At 43.8% G+C, this 19,024-nt stretch carries 15 protein-coding genes; 13 read left to right on the forward strand and 2 right to left on the reverse strand.

Going from position 1 to position 19,024, the window contains the following annotated elements:
* The first annotated feature begins 126 nt into the window (after nucleotides 1-126).
* Genes lpxK through ABIC84_RS18320 form a run of 3 tightly spaced genes read left to right on the forward strand, consistent with a single transcriptional unit; the run spans nucleotide 127 to nucleotide 4,068 of the window.
* Nucleotides 127-1,170, forward strand: a complete 1,044-nt coding sequence (gene lpxK / locus ABIC84_RS18310; RefSeq protein WP_429264462.1) for a tetraacyldisaccharide 4'-kinase — start codon at nucleotides 127-129, stop codon at nucleotides 1,168-1,170.
* Nucleotides 1,154-1,969 carry a purine-nucleoside phosphorylase gene (locus ABIC84_RS18315; RefSeq protein ID WP_090534201.1) on the forward strand — a complete coding sequence of 272 codons (816 nt, stop codon included), beginning with the start codon at nucleotides 1,154-1,156 and terminating at the stop codon, nucleotides 1,967-1,969. Before lpxK ends, ABIC84_RS18315 begins: the two co-directional genes overlap by 17 nt.
* Nucleotides 1,969-4,068: a putative porin gene (locus ABIC84_RS18320; protein ID WP_426581764.1), complete on the forward strand. Its 2,100-nt coding sequence runs from the start codon at nucleotides 1,969-1,971 to the stop codon at nucleotides 4,066-4,068. The genes ABIC84_RS18315 and ABIC84_RS18320 overlap by 1 nt, the downstream gene beginning before the upstream one ends.
* Nucleotides 4,069-4,336: 268 nt before the next feature.
* Here the strand turns inward: ABIC84_RS18320 and ABIC84_RS18325 are convergent, their stop codons facing one another.
* On the reverse strand, nucleotides 4,337-4,705 hold the full coding sequence (locus ABIC84_RS18325; RefSeq protein ID WP_426581768.1) for a glyoxalase superfamily protein: 369 nt from the start codon (nucleotides 4,703-4,705) through the stop codon (nucleotides 4,337-4,339).
* A 228-nt stretch (nucleotides 4,706-4,933) separates the two neighbouring features.
* On the opposite strand from ABIC84_RS18325, the gene ABIC84_RS18330 reads away from it, so the two are divergent.
* The 5 genes from ABIC84_RS18330 to ABIC84_RS18350 all read left to right on the forward strand — a co-directional run bounded on the left by ABIC84_RS18330 (nucleotide 4,934) and on the right by ABIC84_RS18350 (nucleotide 13,536).
* Complete coding sequence (locus tag ABIC84_RS18330; RefSeq protein WP_429264463.1) at nucleotides 4,934-5,968, forward strand: sensor histidine kinase; 1,035 nt, start codon at nucleotides 4,934-4,936, stop codon at nucleotides 5,966-5,968.
* On the forward strand, nucleotides 5,968-6,669 hold the full coding sequence (locus tag ABIC84_RS18335; RefSeq protein WP_429264464.1) for a LytR/AlgR family response regulator transcription factor: 702 nt from the start codon (nucleotides 5,968-5,970) through the stop codon (nucleotides 6,667-6,669). Before ABIC84_RS18330 ends, ABIC84_RS18335 begins: the two co-directional genes overlap by 1 nt.
* A gap of 332 nt (nucleotides 6,670-7,001) precedes the next feature.
* Nucleotides 7,002-9,872 carry a TonB-dependent receptor gene (locus ABIC84_RS18340; RefSeq protein ID WP_429264465.1) on the forward strand — a complete coding sequence of 957 codons (2,871 nt, stop codon included), beginning with the start codon at nucleotides 7,002-7,004 and terminating at the stop codon, nucleotides 9,870-9,872.
* Nucleotides 9,863-10,675 (forward strand): DUF4249 family protein, encoded by an 813-nt coding sequence (locus tag ABIC84_RS18345; RefSeq protein WP_429264466.1) that lies wholly within the window; start codon nucleotides 9,863-9,865, stop codon nucleotides 10,673-10,675. The genes ABIC84_RS18340 and ABIC84_RS18345 overlap by 10 nt, the downstream gene beginning before the upstream one ends.
* Before the next feature lie 350 nt (nucleotides 10,676-11,025).
* Nucleotides 11,026-13,536: an outer membrane beta-barrel family protein gene (locus ABIC84_RS18350; RefSeq protein ID WP_354486460.1), complete on the forward strand. Its 2,511-nt coding sequence runs from the start codon at nucleotides 11,026-11,028 to the stop codon at nucleotides 13,534-13,536.
* A 196-nt stretch (nucleotides 13,537-13,732) separates the two neighbouring features.
* Here the strand turns inward: ABIC84_RS18350 and ABIC84_RS18355 are convergent, their stop codons facing one another.
* Nucleotides 13,733-15,541, reverse strand: coding sequence for a MutS-related protein (locus ABIC84_RS18355; protein ID WP_429264467.1), 1,809 nt, complete (start codon nucleotides 15,539-15,541; stop codon nucleotides 13,733-13,735).
* Between the two features lie 63 nt (nucleotides 15,542-15,604).
* Here ABIC84_RS18355 and rlmH point away from each other — a divergent pair, with 63 nt between their 5' ends.
* The 5 genes from rlmH to ABIC84_RS18380 all read left to right on the forward strand — a co-directional run bounded on the left by rlmH (nucleotide 15,605) and on the right by ABIC84_RS18380 (nucleotide 18,800).
* Complete coding sequence (rlmH, locus tag ABIC84_RS18360; protein ID WP_129568404.1) at nucleotides 15,605-16,078, forward strand: 23S rRNA (pseudouridine(1915)-N(3))-methyltransferase RlmH; 474 nt, start codon at nucleotides 15,605-15,607, stop codon at nucleotides 16,076-16,078.
* Between the two features lie 156 nt (nucleotides 16,079-16,234).
* Nucleotides 16,235-17,173, forward strand: coding sequence for a cation diffusion facilitator family transporter (locus ABIC84_RS18365; RefSeq protein ID WP_429264468.1), 939 nt, complete (start codon nucleotides 16,235-16,237; stop codon nucleotides 17,171-17,173).
* 66 nt (nucleotides 17,174-17,239) lie between these two features.
* The gene (locus tag ABIC84_RS18370; RefSeq protein ID WP_188834759.1) at nucleotides 17,240-17,521 is read left to right on the forward strand and encodes a hypothetical protein; all 282 of its coding nucleotides are present in this window, start codon (nucleotides 17,240-17,242) and stop codon (nucleotides 17,519-17,521) included.
* 64 nt (nucleotides 17,522-17,585) lie between these two features.
* Complete coding sequence (locus ABIC84_RS18375; RefSeq protein ID WP_429264469.1) at nucleotides 17,586-17,993, forward strand: Dabb family protein; 408 nt, start codon at nucleotides 17,586-17,588, stop codon at nucleotides 17,991-17,993.
* A gap of 87 nt (nucleotides 17,994-18,080) precedes the next feature.
* Nucleotides 18,081-18,800 (forward strand): hypothetical protein, encoded by a 720-nt coding sequence (locus ABIC84_RS18380; protein ID WP_176622249.1) that lies wholly within the window; start codon nucleotides 18,081-18,083, stop codon nucleotides 18,798-18,800.
* The last annotated feature ends 224 nt before the right edge of the window (nucleotides 18,801-19,024 follow it).

Consider the following 19,024-nt stretch of genomic DNA (forward strand, 5'->3'; position numbering starts at 1 on the left):
TTTAAAAGAAGAAAGACGTCGTTGCGAGGTACGAAGCAATCCCAAACTATACAGAGGGGCTTGCACTGCTGACCTGCACATCGGGGATTGCTTCGTACCTCGCAATGACGGCCCGCAAAATCATTTATGAAATTCCTCCGCTGGCTTTTAATCCCGTTTTCGCTGATCTATGCCCTGGTTGTGGCTATTCGCAACTGGTGTTATGACCGGGGAATTTTCAAAAGCACTGGTTTTGACATGCCGCTGATCGTAGTCGGCAACCTGGATGTTGGCGGTGCCGGCAAAAGCCCTATGACCGAATATCTGATCAGGCTGTTGAAGGGTAATTATAAAATTGCCACGCTTAGCCGGGGCTACGGTCGTATTACCAAAGGTTTTTTGCTGGCATCTGGCGAAAGTAAAGCCTCGGATATCGGTGACGAACCTGCGCAGTTCAAACATAAATTCCCGGATCTTGATGTGGCCGTTTGCGAAAAGCGGGTTGATGGCGTTGAGCAGTTAAAAGACGATCATGATGTTATTATTTTGGATGATGCCTACCAGCACCGTGCGCTTGAACCGGGCATGAGCATTTTGCTTTTTGATTACAGCCGTGTTAACGCCCCCCATTTCCTGCTCCCGGCGGGTAACCTGCGCGAGCCATTCGACGGGCGTAAAAGGGCGGATGTCATCATCATCAGTAAATGTCCGGCTTCGCTTACCGATCTGGAACAAGGCCGCGTGATTAAACGGGTCAAACCGTATCCGCACCAGTCGCTATTTTTTACCACCATAAACTATCTGCCGGCCCAAACTATCTATGGCGCCCCGGTTACAAGTGCCATCGACGATAAAACCGCGGTTTTCCTCCTTACGGGAATAGCTAATCCAAAACCCTTATTGGCACATCTAAAAAAGCAAACACCACTGGTTGTTCATCATAATTATCCCGACCATCACCGTTTTAGCTTAAAAAATATCAGTAAACTTGCCGATGAATTTTCGGCCTGTGCATCACAAAAAAAAGTGATCATCACAACAGAAAAGGATGCGCAGCGTTTAGGGGAACAGGACCTGCTTCCGATGGTTAAAAAACTGCCCATTTTGGTGCTGCCCATAGGCATTAGTTTTTTAAATAACGGGCAACAACAATTTGACGAATTAGTACAAACATATGTTAGACAATATTGAAGGCACCGCCCGGTACATCAAAAACCGGATAGGCGATTTTGAACCCGAAGTGGGTATAATTTTAGGTACCGGCCTTGGCGGCCTGGTAAAAGAAATTGAAGTTGAAAAACAACTCATGTATTCCAACATTCCTGATTTCCCTATCTCAACATTAGAGTTCCATTCGGGCAAGCTGATTTTTGGTACCCTTGCAGGTGTTAAAGTTGTGGCCATGCAGGGCCGTTTGCATTATTACGAAGGCTACAATATGCAGCAGATCACCTTCCCGGTTAGGGTGATGAAATACCTGGGCATCAAAACGCTGTACGTATCAAACGCCAGCGGCTCGCTTAACCCCGATTTTAAAAAGGGCGACCTGATGATCATTGAAGATCATATTAACTTGCAGCCTCAAAACCCGCTGGTTGGCCGCAATTATGAAGAGCTTGGCCCGCGGTTTCCGGATATGAGCGAACCTTACCGCCATGATATGATCGAAAAGGGTTTAGCCATCGCTCAAAAAAATAACATCACCTGCCATAAAGGAGTATATGTAGCCGTAACCGGCCCTAACCTGGAAACCCGTGCCGAATACAAATACCTACGTATCATTGGCGGCGATGCCGTTGGTATGAGCACCGTACCCGAAGTAATTGTTGCTAACCACATGGGGATCCCGACGTTTGCTATTTCGGTATTAACAGATGAAGGCTTCCCGGAAGTGCTTAAGCCCATAACATTGGAGGAGATTATTGCTATTGCGCAGGAAGCCGAACCCAAAATGACCCTGATACTTAAAGAACTGATAGCCGGTAATTAATGCGCCAAAAGCTCAAATATATTTTTTTATTGCTGATGTGCCTGTCGGTACAGGCTGCTTTTGCGCAGTATGGCAACCGCACTAACCCGCGTAACCTGCCTACCCGTGATACCGCGCGCCGGCAGGAAAAACAAATGACCGACGATCAGCTGCTGGACAGTTTAAGGCGAAAGGAAGAAAACAAAAAGGATTCGGTAGTTTTTAGCTCCAAATTTATCCGCGTTACCAACGAGCGTTTGCTGAATGACAGCACACAGCTGTTTCCGATTGATACGGGCATTACGAATTTCGAGATCTATAGCCCGCTTATTGATCCGCGCAGTCCCCGAATTCATTTAGGTAATATTGGTTTGTCACAACGGCCTCTGCTTTTTGAGCCCAGCAGGACCATAGGCTTTGACCTGGGCTTGCATGCGCTTGATATTTACGCTTTAAAGCCCCAGGATATTAATTATTATAACACGCGTGTACCCTATACCAAGCTTACATTGTACAATGCCTTTGGCGGCTCGGCCATTCAGTTGTTCAATATCGTTCATACGCAAAATATAAAGCCCAACTGGAATATTGGTTTTAACCTTAATTTTAACGGATCAAGGGGTTTCTACAACTTTAACAACGTGCTGGGCCAAAACGTGAGCGATTTGAATGCTTCTATTTTTACGTGGTACGAATCAAAAAGCAAACGGTATAACTTGCTGGCCAACCTTTTGTTCAACAATCTTAAGGCCCCCGAAACCGGCAGCATTCTCAACGATTCGGTATTTACAAGTACCAATGTAAATAACGCCTTTTCAAAAGACAGGGCAGCAGTACGTTTACCGTATAGTTATGAAAATTGGAATGATAAGGGCCTTTACATTAAGCAGTTTTATTATTTAGGCCGGATAGATAGTTTGAATAAGGGGAAGGACAATTCAAAGATCCTGCCTACCCAACGGGTATCGCATACCCTTCATGTATCAAACAGCAGGTACCTGTATAAGCAAAGCGGTGTAGATACCTATAATGTATTCCCCGATTATTATTACAGCAATAACCGGTCAAGGGATTCAACAGTCGTCACGCATATTCAAAATGAGTTTTCATATAGCTTTTATCTGCGAAGTAAATCGGTAAAATTTGTAAAGAACGAACTTAAGCTTGACTTAGGGCTTGTGCATGATTTTTATTCGTACAACCAATATGTTAGCGATACCACCCTTAACCAGTATGGCGCAAAATATATTCATCAGGATAAAGTACAGCACAATACTTTCCAGGACATTACGCTGAAAGCTAAACTGGGCTACCGTTTCAGCGATCGTATAGCCCTTGATGCCGATTTCAGGCAAATTGCGCAGGGCCGCGACTTTGGCAATTATTTGTATGATGCCAAACTTACCCTGGCAGGCGGCAAAAAAACCGGCAAGATCATTTTAGAAGCCTATTCACAAAACAGCTCGCCTCCGCTGGTTTATAATAACTGGGTCTCCAATCATTATATTTTTCATAATGATTTCAGTAATCAAAAAACTACCAGCGCATCGTTTAATTACATTAACAATGCCCTGCAAATTGATTTAAAAGCCGAATACTTTTTGATCAGCAATTACCTGTATTTTACAGCGCAGGATGGCGGTACCGATGCGCGCCCGGCTCAGCTTAACAACTCTATCAACCTGTTAAAAGTAAGTTTGGGTAAAAACTTCACTTACCGAAGCCTGCATTTTGATAACTATGTAGTATATCAAAAAACCGACTATCAGAATACGCTTCGTACCCCGGAAGTATATGCTTACAGCAGCTTATATGTTAACAGGGTTTTGCTTAATGTACTGCATGCCAGTATGGGTATAAATGGAAGGTATAATACAGAATATGTTGCCCCTTCATATGCCACGGGATTGGGCCAGTTTTATAACGGCGCGAACGTAACGTTTTCATCATACCCTATATTTGGCGTATTTTTCAAAGCAACCTTGCAGCGTACCAACCTGTTTGTTGCTTATGATTACATCAACCAGCGTGCCTGGAGTAAAGGCTATTACACGGTTAACCGTTACCCACAACAGGATGCTATCCTGAAGTTTGGCGTTTCGTGGACGTTTTATAATTAATAAAGATCATCCGATACTAAAAAGTCCGAAACCAATTAAGTGTTAGTTTCGGGCTTTTATTTTCTACCTGCTAAAGTAGTTCAAAAAATGTCATTTCGACGAACCAGGTGGGGTTGCGCACAAGGCGTGAGGAGAAATCTTCTACACCCTGCATTTACAGCCATAGTTGTAGAGTCTCATGCAGAAGATTTCTCTTTCGCTCCACCACTCAGCCCGCCCCTGCTCTATCGAAATGACATTTTTTTTAAGATGTGAAGGATCAACAGGCTTACCTCTTCAACTCCTCACTAAAGGTTAACCTGTTACCAAATGGGTCGTGAACCGTCATCATAATAGCCTTGTCATTCCATTCGGGCACTTCCAAACCAGGACGGTTATATTTATATTTTTTGGCGATGAGGTGGGCGTGGTAATCCCTTAGCTCACTAAAGTCATCGATCGCTATGTGGCTGCCGGGACTGGCATCGCCATGGTGTTCGGAGAGGTAAAGCACTACATCGCGCAGGGAAATTTGGATATATACCGGCACACCTTCGGGTTTGTGTTCCCAATCGGTTTTAAAGCCAAGCCAGTTGATATAAAATTCAATGGCTTTATCATAATCAAAAATTCGGAGGATGGGTTTTGTTATTGACATAGGTAATTAGTTATTAAACAAATTTAACGGAAAATGCCACCTTTTTTATACAGCGAAACCGCTTGTTTTCAATTAGCTGCCTTCAAATGTTAATAGATGTTAAATATGCCTTGTGCAGCACCTGAAATTGGGTTTCCATACAACAGATACCGTACTTTCGTCGGCACATTTTGCCCCATCGTCTATTACATTGAGTGCGGGTTTAAAATGAGGCTACCTTAGCATGATATGTTTACACGGATAAAGCCGGCGCTGATTATCGAAATTTGTATCCACCTGTTATTTTGGGCATTGATCATTTTTACGCCCATCATTTCCAGGCCGGATATGCGCGGTTTTCCGCAGCCTGCTTTTTCACCGGGACACATTATCAGTTTTAACCTGGTGCTCGCGGCCGAATTTTATCTGAACGCTTTTTTCCTTATTCCCAGGATCTTAAAAAATAATATCTGGCTTTACTTTTTTGCCTTGCTTGCCTCCTTTGTGGTGTTCAATGTAATACTAATGGAAGTACGGCATTATTTCCCTGTGCCTCATTTTCCCTGGATGGGGCAGCACCGTCGCCCTCCGGGGCCGTTCCTGGTTATTTTCCCCTTATTATCGGTTACCGCCGGCAGCTTTGCCTATCATTACCTGGCCGATCAATTTAAGGCTATCAACAAAAAAAAGGATATTGATAATGCTTCGCTGATCTCTGAACTGGCTTTTTTACGCTCACAAATCAGTCCGCATTTTATTTTTAATGTAATTAACAGTGCGGTGGCGCTTTCGCGTTTAAATCCTTCGGCAGTTGAGCCTACACTCATTCAGCTTTCCAAATTGCTCAGGTATATGCTGTATGTAACCGATGCCGAAAAAGTTATGCTTTGCCAAAAGGAAGACTACCTCCGCAGCTATATCGAACTTCAACAGCTCCGGTTCCGCGACCAGGTAAAGGTCAGTTTTAGCTCGGATATTAAAGCTCCTGAAAAAAGCATTGAACCCATGCTGCTGATCCCCTTTGTGGAAAATGCTTTTAAGCATGGCACGGGCGATATTGAGTCGCCGGCTATAGCCATCACACTTTTTACCGATGAAAAAAACCTGCGTTTCAGCGTACAAAACGTGTACAACCCAACCGAAGAGAGTAAAGATAATGCCTCGGGTATCGGTCTTGCCAATGTTAAACGCCGGCTTGAGCTGTTATATCCCGGCAAACACAACCTATATATCAACAAAAACGAGCATGCTTATATAGTTATGCTGCAACTGGAACTTAAATGATGCGATGTTTAATAATTGACGATGAGCCGCTTGCGCTCGACTTGCTGGAAGATAACCTGAAACATGTAAATACCATACAGGTAGTAGCCCGGTGCCGTAACGCGGGTGAGGCGATCATTGCCATGCAAAAAGAACAGATAGACCTTATCTTCAGCGATATATACATGCCCGGCATCAATGGTTTACAACTCATCAGGAGTTTGACACAGAAGCCCATGGTGATATTTGTAACCGCTTATGAAAAATTTGCGGTGGAAGGCTTTGAACTTGATGTGGTTGACTACCTGGTTAAGCCTGTACCCTTAGACCGCTTTTTGAAAGCCTGTCATAAAGCGCTCGATTTGTATGAACTTCGTCGCAGCTACGTACCTCAGCCAACCACTAAAAACTATTTCTTTTTGCATGCTGATTATAACCTCATTAAGATCAGTTTTGACCAGGTTGAATACATTGAAGGCCTTAAAGATTATATTAAAGTACACCTCATCAATCAGCAAAAACCGGTGTTGTCCCGCATCAGCCTCAAAGCTATTGAACTGCAATTACCGCCCGACCAGTTTTTCCGGGTACATAAATCATACCTCGTTAACCTCGATCATGTATCCCAAATGCGCCGTGCCCGCATCAAACTCATCAATACCGAGATACCTTTAAGCGATGGTTATCGCGATGTGATCAACAGGATGATTGGGAAGGTGTAACGTATTCCCCTAATCATCTTGGTTCTGTTTTTGAGGTCTTTGCCTTCAGACAAGGTTAAAAATATGTCATTGCGAGGAACGACATGGGTTTTAGCGCCGGGTGCGACGTGGCAATCTCGTAGACCTACCGATCAGATATTCATTGGCTACGAGATTGCCGCACTGCGCTCGCAATGACATTTTTCTCAGACAATTTCCAATCAACATATGCAACCACCCGCCATTGCCTCTAACTAATATTCTTTTTCCAACCTGCAACTACCACTAACAACTGCTACTAAGCAAAATCCCCCTGCCACACATCCAGGCATCTGGTCTACAGAAAACCTCCCATGGTCGATTTTATTTTAGGCGCTTCAAAACATGGTGCATTTTCGGCATCGAAGAAAATATACCCCTACATGAAGAAATTTTCCCTAATGTTAATAAGCTCCCTGGTTTTGTACGGTACGGTGGCTCATAGCCAGCAAACCCAACAAAAGTTAAAAAAGATTGTAGTTAACCATTTTTTTTCGTGCCCGCTTGATGAGCTCTTTGATACACTGGCCATGAACTATAAGGTCCGCATCGTGTTTGAACGCGAACCCCTACACGAAATGGACATTGTGGAGCACTTTTTTGAGGAGCCGCTTAAAAATGTCATTGCCAAGGTTTGTAACGAAAATAACCTGCATTACTGGATAGAATCAACCGGCACTATCTACATCCTCCAAAACACCGACGACCTGGCGCGGCTGCAAAAGCTCAACAAGTTGTCATTGCAGGCAGCCAATGCGGTAAAGGCTAAAGAAATTGAAGCGCCCAAAGCCAAACCCAAACATTTTTTGGTGAGTATTAACGGTCGGGTAATTGATCAGCAAACAGGCGAGTCGCTGCCATCGGCTACGGTTAAGATCAGGGGTACCGATCTTAACGTAATGACCAATGCCGACGGTTATTTTACCATGTTCAGGGTACCATCAGATACATCGGTAGTGGAGGTCTCCTATACAGGTTATCAAACCGATTATTTCAGGCTGAGCAGCGAAAAGCTGAATTCGCCGCTGATCTGTGGGTTATACTCATCGCTCAACAGTTTAAATGAGGTTACCATTACCGGCAAAAAAAGTGGTGTTATGAATACCGATAGCAGGCAGGTTGGCGTGTTACAGCTTTCGCCTGCCAATTTGGATAAGCTGCCAACCATGGGCGATAAGGACGTACTGCGGGCATTTCAGCTGATGCCCGGTGTAAGCGGTACCAACGAATCGTCATCAGGTGCTTATGTACGTGGCGGTACCCCCGACCAGAATTTGGTTGTGCTTGACGGCTTTACCATTTACCAGGTTGATCACCTGTATGGCTTTTTCAGTGCTTTCAATGCCAGTGCCATTAAGGATGTGCAATTATACAAAGGCGGCTTTACGGCCAAATATGGCGGCAGGCTTTCGAGCGTTACCGAACTCAATGGAAAAGAGGGTAACAAGAACGAAACCAACATCGGTACCGATTTGAGTTTGCTGAGCGCAAGCGGTTACCTGGAAACGCCGCTTTCTGATAAATCGACCTTGCTGTTAGCAGTAAGGCGCTCATACCAGGGGCCGTTTTATAACAAGATCTTTAACCAGTTTAATCAAACATCAACCACGCAGGGCGGCGGTCCGGGTGGCGGCGGCCGGGGCGGATTTGGTGGTGGCGGTTTCGCCAACCAGATTACCCCAAGCTCCTACTTTTATGATTTTGATGCTAAATACACGTACAGCATCAGTCAAAAAGATAAGGTATCATGGACTTTGTACACAGGTACAGATAAAACAGATAACAGCAGAGAGCTTGGCCTGCCATCGTTCCTGTCGTCGGGCAGCAGCGGTATCAACATAACCGATTATACCAAATACGGAAACCTGGGCAGCAGTATCAAATGGTTCAGGCAATGGAATAAAAAGCTATATTCAAACAACTATATTACCTATTCATCCTATTTTAATGACAGGAACAGGAGCACTTCGGGCTTTGCACAGATTGATACCAATGGCATTTCACATACGCTGAGCAATGGCACGCTTGAAACCAACAACCTGAAGGATGTAAGCTATAAATCTGAGTGGGAATGGACAGTTAGTAACAAGTATAAGCTGCTCTTCGGGGGTTTTGCATCCTACAAAAAAATAGATTACGAGTATACCCAAAACGATACAAGCAAACTCATCAACCAGCATAACAATGCCATGTTAGCGGGTTTCTACACCGAGCTGGCTATCGACCCAAACAATAAATTTCATATTCAGCCTGGTTTACGGGCCAGTTATTTCGGCCCTACATCCAAACCGTACTTTGAGCCCCGGCTGTCGGCAAGTTATAGCCTTACCGATAAATTTACCATAAAAGGCGCAACCGGGCAGTTTTACCAGTTTGAAAACCAGGTGATCCGCGAGGATATACTGGCCGGGAACCGTAATTTCTGGGTACTATCAAACAACAGCAATATCCCCGTTGGCAGGTCAAGACATTTCATATTGGGTACCAGCTACGAAACGGACGAGCTTTTATTCAGCGTTGAAGGATACTACAAAACATTGAGCGGCCTTACCCAGTACACTGTAAGGCAAACACAGCCTGCGGGCGGCGGCTTCAGGATAGAGGCTAACCAAAATCAAACGCAAACCGTTACCGAAAACTTTTATGAGGGAACTGGTCGTGCCAAAGGCGTTGAATTTTTGGTGCAGAAAAAAATGGGGCGTTATACCGGGTGGATCAGCTATACCCTTGCCCAGGCCCAGAATAAATTCTCGGCTTTTGGAACCGATTATTATGCTGCCGACCAGGATGTGCGCCATGAATTTAAATCCATCAACATGTACCATTACCAGCGCTGGAATTTTGCTGCCACTTTCCTGTTCAGTACCGGACATCCTTACACTGCCCCCCTATCCAGCTATACCATTAAAACCGTTGACGGCAACAGCATCACTTACCTCAACATCAGCGATAAAAATGCCGAACGTTTGCCGGCTTATCACCGGCTGGACATGTCAGTGTCATATGACCTGCTGAAGATAGACGGGCATAAAATAGGCTCCATAGGCTTGTCGCTGTTTAACGTTTATAATCATACCAACACCTGGTACCGCGAATACCAAATGCAGAACAACCAGGTTATTACCACCGACGTTAACTACCTCGGCTTTACCCCTAACGTTACATTAAGCTTAAGATGGAAATAAAAACATACATACGATATACATTTTTTGCACTGATAGCCGGCTGCCTGATGATGGCATCGGCCTGCAAAAAAAACTCTTCTGATACTGATGCGGTAAACAAACCTGTTGTTGAAGCATACCTGATTGCCGGCCAACCGCTTTCAGTAAAAGTTTATCAGCAAAAAGACCTGACGGATACTGCTACTTATGGATCGGCCATTACCGGGCTGACAATTAATGTAAGCAATGGTACACAGACTGTAAAACTCACCGAAGGAACAAACGGAACTTACACTTACAGCGATGCCTCGTTCGTAACTGCCGGTAAAACTTATTCCATGCAGTTTACCTATAACAATGTGGTTGTGAGCGCATCAACAGTGATGCCGGGCAAACCAGTTGGATTTAAATTAACCGACAGTGTATTCCATGAGCCTAATACGCTCGATCAGGCTTATAACGATAAGGTGCGCGCTACCATTACCTGGACAAACCCCGATTCGTTACAGCATATGTTGCTTTTCAAAAACACCGATAGTAACCCTTTTGAGATCATAGCGGTAAGGAACAACAGGAACCCAAGCTTCGAGATCAATACCGAACGCGCCTCTACATGCAGCATAACGCAAACCACTTTTAAATACTATGGGGCTTATAAAGTAATATTGCTAAGGGTAAACTACGAATACATTAATATATTAACCAGCAATACCCGCGGCAGCTCACAAAACCTGGTAAATACCCCAACCAATGTTGTTAACGGCCTCGGTATTTTTACCGCTATGCAAGCCGATACCTTGAATTTGAGGGTAACGACAGAGTAAAATCTGATAATTGGTATTGAATCATCTATTGGCGCAAGTTTCCCCGGTCCGAGCTGACTTGCGCTTTTCCTAAAAAACGGCGCTGAATCCAGATTTACGAAGTTTCAAAACTTTGTAAATCTTCCCTGGTGTTGTCATTTATCTCCCCTAAGTTTTATCACTCGTAATTGACATGGTTTATATATTGTCGCCTCGTCGCAAATCCCCCTTTTAATCCCCCCATTGTAAAATCCCCGGTTACATCATAATAGTGTAACTTATACATTACAAATGCACTATTTGTAAAAAAATAAAAATTCAGCATGTAACATTTAAAGTATTTTCGCCTCCAATTACCAAAATAATACTAAATGAAACGTTTTTACATACTTATTGCATTATTCTGCTTCGCGTTATCGGCTCAGGCCCAGTTTGGTGTGGGCGGCGGCGGACCTACAACAACAGGCAGAATATCAGGCACTATCATTGATTCGCTAACCAAAAAACCAATGGACTACGCCTCGGTTGGTTTATATCGCAGCGGAGGCAAATCGCCAATTACCGGTGTTGTAACCGATGAAAAAGGTAACTTTAAATTGGACAATATAAAGCCGGGCGTATATAAGCTGGCTATCTCTTTTATAGGTTACCCAACTAAATATATTGATCAGGTAACCACTACCCCATCAAAACCAGATGCTAAGCTTGGTCAGGTACTGTTGGCCCCAAGCTCACACGCGCTTAAAGAAGTTTCCGTAGTTGGCCAGGCCGCATTAATCGAAAACAAGATCGATAAGATAGTTTATAACGCCGAAAAGGATCTTACATCGGTAGGCGGTAACGCTACCGATGTGTTACAGAAAGTGCCTTTGGTTGCTGTCGACCTTAACGGTAACGTATCTATTCGTGGTGACCAAAACGTACGCGTATTGATCAATGGCAAGCCATCCGGTGCTACATCTGCCAGCTTATCGGATGTTTTGAAAACCATCCCCGCCGACCAGATCAAGAGCATAGAGGTGGTAACTTCGCCATCTGCCAAATATGATGCAGAAGGTTCGGCCGGTATCCTGAACATTATCACCAAGCAAAAAAATGTTTCGGGTATCAGCGGTTCAATCAGCGGTGGTGTTGGTACACGTCAAAACAACGGCAACGCCAATATCAACTATAACCACAACAGGTTTAGCTTATCGGCAAACGCCGGTGGTAACGCAACATGGCCTCAAACCTCGCTTACCTCAAGCGATCAGAACTTTAATTATAACGACCCTACCAAACACTATGAGCAAACATCTACCGGAACCAGCCGCGTTAAACGTCATGGTGTAATAGGTTCTGTTTCGGCTGGTTATGATTTTAACGCGTATAACAACTTACGTACTTCTATCCGTTTAAATCAGGGTGGTTTTGATCCGCATTCGCTGTCAACCACAAATCAAACCTATTATTTTGATCACACCAAAGATCAGTCTTACACTTCTGATGGTCGCGGTCACAATAGTTTTGGCGGCTTTGACTGGAACATTGATTACACGCACAAATTTAAAAAAGAAGGTCATGAATTGGACCTGTCTGCACAATGGAGCCATAGCAAAATTGTTACCGATTATACTAACTTGTATTCGGCTGTGTTTGATTCCCTTGAAAACAATATTAATGGTAAAAACAACGAGTATACTATACAAGCCGACTATACTTTACCTGTAAGCAAACTGCTTAAGCTGGAAGCCGGCGGTAAAAACATCATCCGGAGGATAAAAAGTATTTCGGATTATTTTGTACCGGACGGAAACGGCGGTTTTGTATTCAGCGATCCAAACTCAAACAGGTATAATTATAATCAGACAGTTTGGGCCGGTTATACCGTATTAACTTTCTCTTTGCCTAAAGGCTACTCCATCATGACAGGTGCGAGGCTTGAAAATACGGATATTCACGGCGAGCCAATCAATAGTGCTCAAAATCTTAGCCCTTTTGACCAAAACTATAATACGTTTATACCAAGCTTAACTTTTCAAAAGGCACTTACACCTACTCAAACTATCAAATTATCATATAGCAAGCGTATAACACGCCCAAGCTTACAGTTTTTGAACCCGTTTGTTAACAGAAGTAATATTACAGCGCAAACAGTTGGTAACCCCGACTTAGCGCCCGAAATATCGCAAACAGTTGAATTGGGTTACAACACATTCATAAAATCGTCTGTGATCAACCTGTCTGCTTATTATAAGCATACATCAGGCTTAATTGAAGGTATAGTTGAAAACCTGCCACCTAATGGTGATCAGAATGCTACTTTAACTACCTATCAAAACATTGGTGTAAATAACTCATATGGCGCAAGCTTTTTTGGTTCGGTAACCCCATTCAAGATCCTGACCATACGCGGACAAATCAACGCTTACACCTATAAGCCAACCGCTATCGACCAGTTTACGCATCAACAAACACAAACCAATACTTATGTGCAGTACAACGCATTTTTAAGTGCTCAGCTTACACTGCCAAACAACTTTATAGCTGAGGCATTTGCTGTTGAAAATTCGGCACGCCGCACCATTCAGGGCTCAAATCCATCGTTCAGCATTATGGGCTTTGGCTTTAAAAAACAGTTTATGCAAAAGAAACTTGCATTGGGTATTAATGCCATTGAGCCATTCAATACTTACAAAAACTTTAATACCGACATAAAAACACCAACATTTACGCAAAGCAGCAAATTCGCGTTCCCATTCCGTTCGTTTGGTGTAACGTTTAGCTACAGCTTCGGTAAATTAAGCTTCAGCAACCCGCAACAGCAGAAAAAAGGCATCAACAATGATGACATGAAACAAGGCGACCAGGGTGCCGGCGGCTCACCTACAGGAGGCCGATAGTTTGTTTAGAAGTCAAGACTTTTAGAGTCAAGAATCAAGTGGAAATAAAAGAGCCGGGAGCGTAAATGCCTCCGGCTCTTTAGTTTTTATACGTCATTGCGAGGTACGAAGCAATCCCCAATATGCAGGGGGGCTTTGCAAATCAGCCCTGTACAGTTCGCGATTGCTTCGTACCTCGCAATGACGGCGAAGAGAGTTACTCCGCATCCACCTCAATCCCTATCTGTTTAAGCAATAGCGAGGCGTTAAAAGTTTTGCATTCACCGTGCTTGATCTTGTAATCAAACAGCATTTCGCCGTTCACTACCTGGATATCAAAATAAAAGTTACGTACATAATCCGGATATTTATTTTCCAGATGGGCTATCTGTAAATCGTGAGTGGCTATCATACCCACCGCATTTTTGTGGATGAGCTGCTCGATAACCGCTTTTGAGCCGAGGTATTTATCAACCGAATTGGTACCGCGCAGCATTTCATCAATCAGGAAAAACACTTTAGGCTCATTTTCAACCGCGGCCAGCAGCATCTGCAGGCGGTCAAGCTCGGCCTTAAAGGTTGAGGTGCTTTCATTGAGCGAATCTTTGATGCGCATATAACTGATCATGGTGATCACCGATACCTGCATACTTTGGGCGCAAACAGGGGCACCGCTTAAGGCCAGCACGGTATTAATGCCCACGGTACGCAAAAAGGTGCTCTTACCGGCCATGTTTGATCCGGTGATGATATCAACCTTAAAGGTGTTATCCAGTTCGTAATCATTTTCTATACGTTTGGTGGCGTCAATAAGCGGGTGGGCAATGGCTTTAGCTGTAAGGGTATAGCCCGGCCTGTCGTCAATAACAGGAAAACTCCAATCCGGATAGTTTACGGCCAAACCGGCCAGGCTTAACAGCGATTCAAATTCAGCAATGACATCAAAAGCGGCTTCAAGGCTGTCCTGGTTTTGACGTTTCCAGTTTTCAATGGCGATGATCTGGCGGATATCCCATAAGAAAAACAGGTTGAGCACAAAGCCGATTAACAGGTTAAGATGATAATTAAGCTTATTGATCAACTCCCCCAGTTCTTTTATTTTGGCCGATGTCTTGTCTGTTTTTAGCTGTTGCGCCAGGGTGTTGCTATAACCGGCCTGCCATTGCTGGTCTTCAATGCACTTAAATACATTTGCATAGTTGGATAAAGTATCACCTATTTTACCGGCAATAAGATCGGCTTTGCTGATGTAGGCTGCTTTTGAAAACACCACCCCCATATTAAACAAGCCAACCACGATGGCCGCAAGCTTCGCCGGCGAATAAAAATAAGCGACAACCAACAACGCCGTAAACAAGTAAGGCGCTATTTTGGTATAAGCGGCAAGCCATTTTTCGCCTGGCATATCGAGCGGAATGTGCAGGTATTTGAAAAGGTTTTTAAGCTGGTTCACGTCCTGCTTTATGGCGAAAATGAGCCGTGTTTGCAGATCGAGCTTCCAGCTGTGCTTAGCGGCTATTTCTTTAACGGCTTCCTGCCGCTGTAATACGGTTTGCTTGCTTGCCGGGGCATTGAGCCAACCTGCCAGTTTATTATTTCCCGGGGTAGTAGCTGCACGGTTGATGAGCTGGTATAACGATGCATTACCGTAAATATCCAGGTCGGAAGTGTAGAAGTGTTTGTCGTTAGCGTAGCGCGCGCCATCGTTGTAGATATTTCCGTGGGTTTGGATACTAACTATCTCGTTTTCATTTACCTGCTGCAGATCGTCATAATACTGTTTCTGCTTTTCAAACGCACTTTGTCGCGCTACCAGCCAGGCAAAGGCAAAAACCAGCAATACAAAGGCTATGGCGATAATACTAAAATTATCGAAGTGAATGGCAAAGGCTATAGTTACAGCCACCATGGCAAAAATGCCGAGCCTCAGCAGTGAATAGGTATTGGCAAGCTTTTTATATTTGGCCGCTTCTGCAGCGGCGAGGCTTGCTCTTTGAGTATAATCGTTTATAATTGTTTGTTCCATTTGCAGATAAATTCAACCAAAATAAACACATATATTTTAAATAAACGTTTATTTGTTGCAGATATGAAGATCACGTTCCTTACCGTTGGAAAAACAGAGGATGCCTATTTAAAGGAAGGCATTGATAAATATGTAAAACGGCTAAAACACTATACCAAACTGGAGCTTGCCGAAATCCCCGAGTTGAAGAACACCAAAGCGCTGAGCCCCGAGCAGCAAAAGGCCAAAGAAGCCGAGTTGATCCTCAAGAAAATCACCCCGCTTGATTTTGTGATCCTGATGGATGAGAAAGGTTCTGAATTTACCTCAACCCAGTTTGCAGCTTATATCAATAAAAAAGAAGTTACCACATCTGCCAATTTAATATTCATCATAGGCGGGCCTTATGGCTTTGATACCTCCGTTTACCAGCGGGCTAACGACAAGATCTCTCTTTCGCGCATGACATTTTCGCACCAGATGGTACGCCTGTTTTTTGTGGAGCAACTGTACAGGGCATATACCATTATGAAGGGTGAGCCTTATCATCATGAATAATCCGAACCATGATTTTTAGGATTTAAGGATTGCCCTGATGATTGATCAAATAAACAGATACGGAGCGGGATTATGACCACAACGATGTTACAGCAAATGCTTATTTCAGGAAATCCTAAAATCATGCGAATCAAGGTTTTTCCCTACCTTTGCTAAATGTCAGCAGGTCACGATCATTCGCACTCACATTCGCACGGGCACCATCATCACGACCATGCCCCTAAGCTTGATCATTTAAATTCGGCTTTTATTTGGGGCATAGTGCTTAACTCGGTGTTTGTGGTGGTTGAGGCTATTACAGGTTTTATTACACACTCGTTGTCCCTGTTAACCGACGCCGGCCATAACCTGAGCGATGTGGCCTCCCTCGCGTTAGCCTTGCTTGCTTTTAAACTCACCAAAGTAAGCGCTAACAGTAAGTATACCTACGGCTATAAGCGGTCGACCATCATCGTATCTTTTTTTAACGCGGTAATATTATTTGCGGCCGTTGGTTTTATTATTTATGAGGCTATTACGCGCTTCATGAACCCCGAAATAGTATCGGGCGGCACCATGGCCTGGGTTGCTTTTATAGGCATTGGCATTAACGCTTTTACAGCGTGGCTGTTTGTTAAAGATAAAGATACCGACCTCAATATTAAAGGCGCTTACCTGCACATGGCTGTTGATGCCATAGTATCCTTTGGTGTGGTGATATCTGGTATTATCATATACTTTACCAAACTGTACTGGATTGACAGCGCAGTGAGCCTGATAATAGGTTTTGTGATATTACGCGGCACCTGGAGCTTGCTTACAGCCAGCCTGCGTTTGGAAATGGACGGCGTACCTGCCGAAATGGACCTTGACAAGATCAAAGCCGAACTTAAAAAAGCCAAAGGTGTGGTTGATGTTCACCACATGCACGTTTGGGCACTCAGCACCACCGAAAACGCACTTACTGCCCACCTGGTGATCAAGCCTGAAGCCATGGCCGATTTTGATAATATCAAGCATGACCTTCGCCACCGACTGGAACATCTTGATATCAGCCACAGCACTTTTGAACCCGAATTTTCGGAAGAAGGGTGCAAGCAGCCGGAGTGTTTGTAGGCTGCTTCTTCATATTTCATAAAACCCCTCAGTTTTCTTATTTTTGAGGTAAACAATTACCTTAACATGAGCAAAGCCCAAACCTTAAAAGTACTATCCGTTATCACTTTTCTTGAAATCGTCGGAATGATGGCATGGCCGGTTATATTAGGCTGGGGGCAGCTTATGAGCTCGGCGGGACTGCTGCTTTCCGTAATATTCGTTTTTCCGCTTATCTACTATGTGGTTTTTATCATATTCCTGTCCCGCTATGCGCAGAGAGATGTGCAGGATCAGAACATCGGGCTTGTGATATTTTTAAATGTGCTGCCTGTTATTGTGCTGCTTTATGTTTTGGATGTGTTTTGATTGAAACAACTTATAAACGTTTTAAATAATTCTTACTACCTTGAAAGCGATTATTTAACCTGTCATGAAATCAACCCGAAGAAAATTCATAACCACAACAGCGGCACTGGCTGCAAGTACAGTTACAGCATCGGCAATATCGCTGAAAGAGCAAAAAGAAGAATGGCCAATAGTTCACCATGTGTTTTTCTGGCTTAAAAATCCGGGATCAACAGAAGACCGTGATAAATTGGTAGCCGGAGTTAAAACCCTTGCCAAAATTGAAACCGTACGCAAACTTCGCGTAGGTATCGTAGCCAGTACCGAAAAACGCGACGTAGTAGATAACTCCTGGGCGGTGTCCGAACTGATGTTTTTCAGCGATCTGGCCGGACAAGCCACTTATCAAACCCATCCTATCCACCTGGAGTTTATTAAAAACTGCAGCCATCTTTGGGAAAAGGTTATTGTTTATGATGCGATGGATGTATAGCTTTTAACAAAAGCTTAATCAGATTCCTGCAAACCAATCATTTATGTTTGAGTTAATTAATACAAGTTAACCAAAACACTAAATGATATGAAAGTTAAACACCTGGCCATTTGCCTTGCTATTTCAAGCTTCACATTACATTTAAGCGCCACCGCTAATGCAAAAAGCGGAGGCGCCTATCACAAACCAGCAAAGGCTGCTCCTGCCGTTGAAGGATGGTATTTCAGGGCTGTAAGTGGCTATCCTGCTGCCATTGCCTTTGAACCCGTAGTATTATTTAAAAACGGCGAATACTTTGACGTTGGTGATGAGCCAATTGAAACGCTGGATGTAACAGCCGCTAAAAGCAGCCGCCCTAAAGCCTGGGGAACCTGGAAAAAAACGGGCGCAACCTTTTATCTTACTAATAACGAAGGAAAAACCTATGATTATAAGTTGGGTGAAGGCAATTGGTTCCCGGCCTATCCGTATACAGGCAGTATTAAGCTAAAAAAAGGATATGAAAAAGTAAGCGGCGGCGATTATGGCAACGGCACAAATGCCCTGGTAATCAAAAAGATCAATTTTATTGATGATACTCATTTTACTGAAGGATCAAACGGCGGAATCATGACACCTGCTGCCAGCGCCTGGAAAAAAACCGGAGGCAAAGGCGGCACCTACAAAATTTACGGCAACACCATCGAACTGAATTATGGCAGCAAGGTGATCAAAAAATCATTTGCCTTAGGTGCTTCGGGTTCACCTGCACACGCAACAAATACAATGATCTTTATTGGGGGCGATGCTTATACTGATACCGAGTAATGCTCTTAAATACCCGTATGTTCTTATAATATCATAAAGAAGATGTCATTTCGACGAACCGGCCGGGGAACAAACGGGATGGGTGAGGAGAAATCTTCTACGACATAAAATCAACGTTTTACAGGGCGTATAAGATCGTATGCATGAAACAGTTAAAGAAGAGTTCTTGAAAAAAAGGTTGTAGATTAAAGTAAACAACTAAGAACAAACACTTTAAATCAAGA

It is taken from the genome of Mucilaginibacter sp. 3215, from assembly GCF_050433785.1.
In the GTDB taxonomy this organism is placed as follows: Bacteria; Bacteroidota; Bacteroidia; order Sphingobacteriales; family Sphingobacteriaceae; genus Mucilaginibacter.

What these genes read in the sequence shown, in the direction of transcription:
- ABIC84_RS18330 (WP_429264463.1), top strand. Translation starts at nt 4,934, where the DNA reads ATGTTTACACGGATAAAGCCGGCGCTGATTATCGAAATTTGTATCCAC.
- ABIC84_RS18345 (WP_429264466.1), top strand. Translation starts at nt 9,863, where the DNA reads ATGGAAATAAAAACATACATACGATATACATTTTTTGCACTGATAGCC.
- ABIC84_RS18320 (WP_426581764.1), top strand. Translation starts at nt 1,969, where the DNA reads ATGCGCCAAAAGCTCAAATATATTTTTTTATTGCTGATGTGCCTGTCG.
- ABIC84_RS18350 (WP_354486460.1), top strand. Translation starts at nt 11,026, where the DNA reads ATGAAACGTTTTTACATACTTATTGCATTATTCTGCTTCGCGTTATCG.
- ABIC84_RS18355 (WP_429264467.1), bottom strand. Translation starts at nt 15,541, where the DNA reads ATGGAACAAACAATTATAAACGATTATACTCAAAGAGCAAGCCTCGCC.
- ABIC84_RS18335 (WP_429264464.1), top strand. Translation starts at nt 5,968, where the DNA reads ATGCGATGTTTAATAATTGACGATGAGCCGCTTGCGCTCGACTTGCTG.
- ABIC84_RS18315 (WP_090534201.1), top strand. Translation starts at nt 1,154, where the DNA reads ATGTTAGACAATATTGAAGGCACCGCCCGGTACATCAAAAACCGGATA.
- lpxK (WP_429264462.1), top strand. Translation starts at nt 127, where the DNA reads ATGAAATTCCTCCGCTGGCTTTTAATCCCGTTTTCGCTGATCTATGCC.
- ABIC84_RS18370 (WP_188834759.1), top strand. Translation starts at nt 17,240, where the DNA reads ATGAGCAAAGCCCAAACCTTAAAAGTACTATCCGTTATCACTTTTCTT.
- ABIC84_RS18340 (WP_429264465.1), top strand. Translation starts at nt 7,002, where the DNA reads ATGGTCGATTTTATTTTAGGCGCTTCAAAACATGGTGCATTTTCGGCA.
- ABIC84_RS18325 (WP_426581768.1), bottom strand. Translation starts at nt 4,705, where the DNA reads ATGTCAATAACAAAACCCATCCTCCGAATTTTTGATTATGATAAAGCC.
- ABIC84_RS18380 (WP_176622249.1), top strand. Translation starts at nt 18,081, where the DNA reads ATGAAAGTTAAACACCTGGCCATTTGCCTTGCTATTTCAAGCTTCACA.
- ABIC84_RS18375 (WP_429264469.1), top strand. Translation starts at nt 17,586, where the DNA reads ATGAAATCAACCCGAAGAAAATTCATAACCACAACAGCGGCACTGGCT.
- rlmH (WP_129568404.1), top strand. Translation starts at nt 15,605, where the DNA reads ATGAAGATCACGTTCCTTACCGTTGGAAAAACAGAGGATGCCTATTTA.
- ABIC84_RS18365 (WP_429264468.1), top strand. Translation starts at nt 16,235, where the DNA reads ATGTCAGCAGGTCACGATCATTCGCACTCACATTCGCACGGGCACCAT.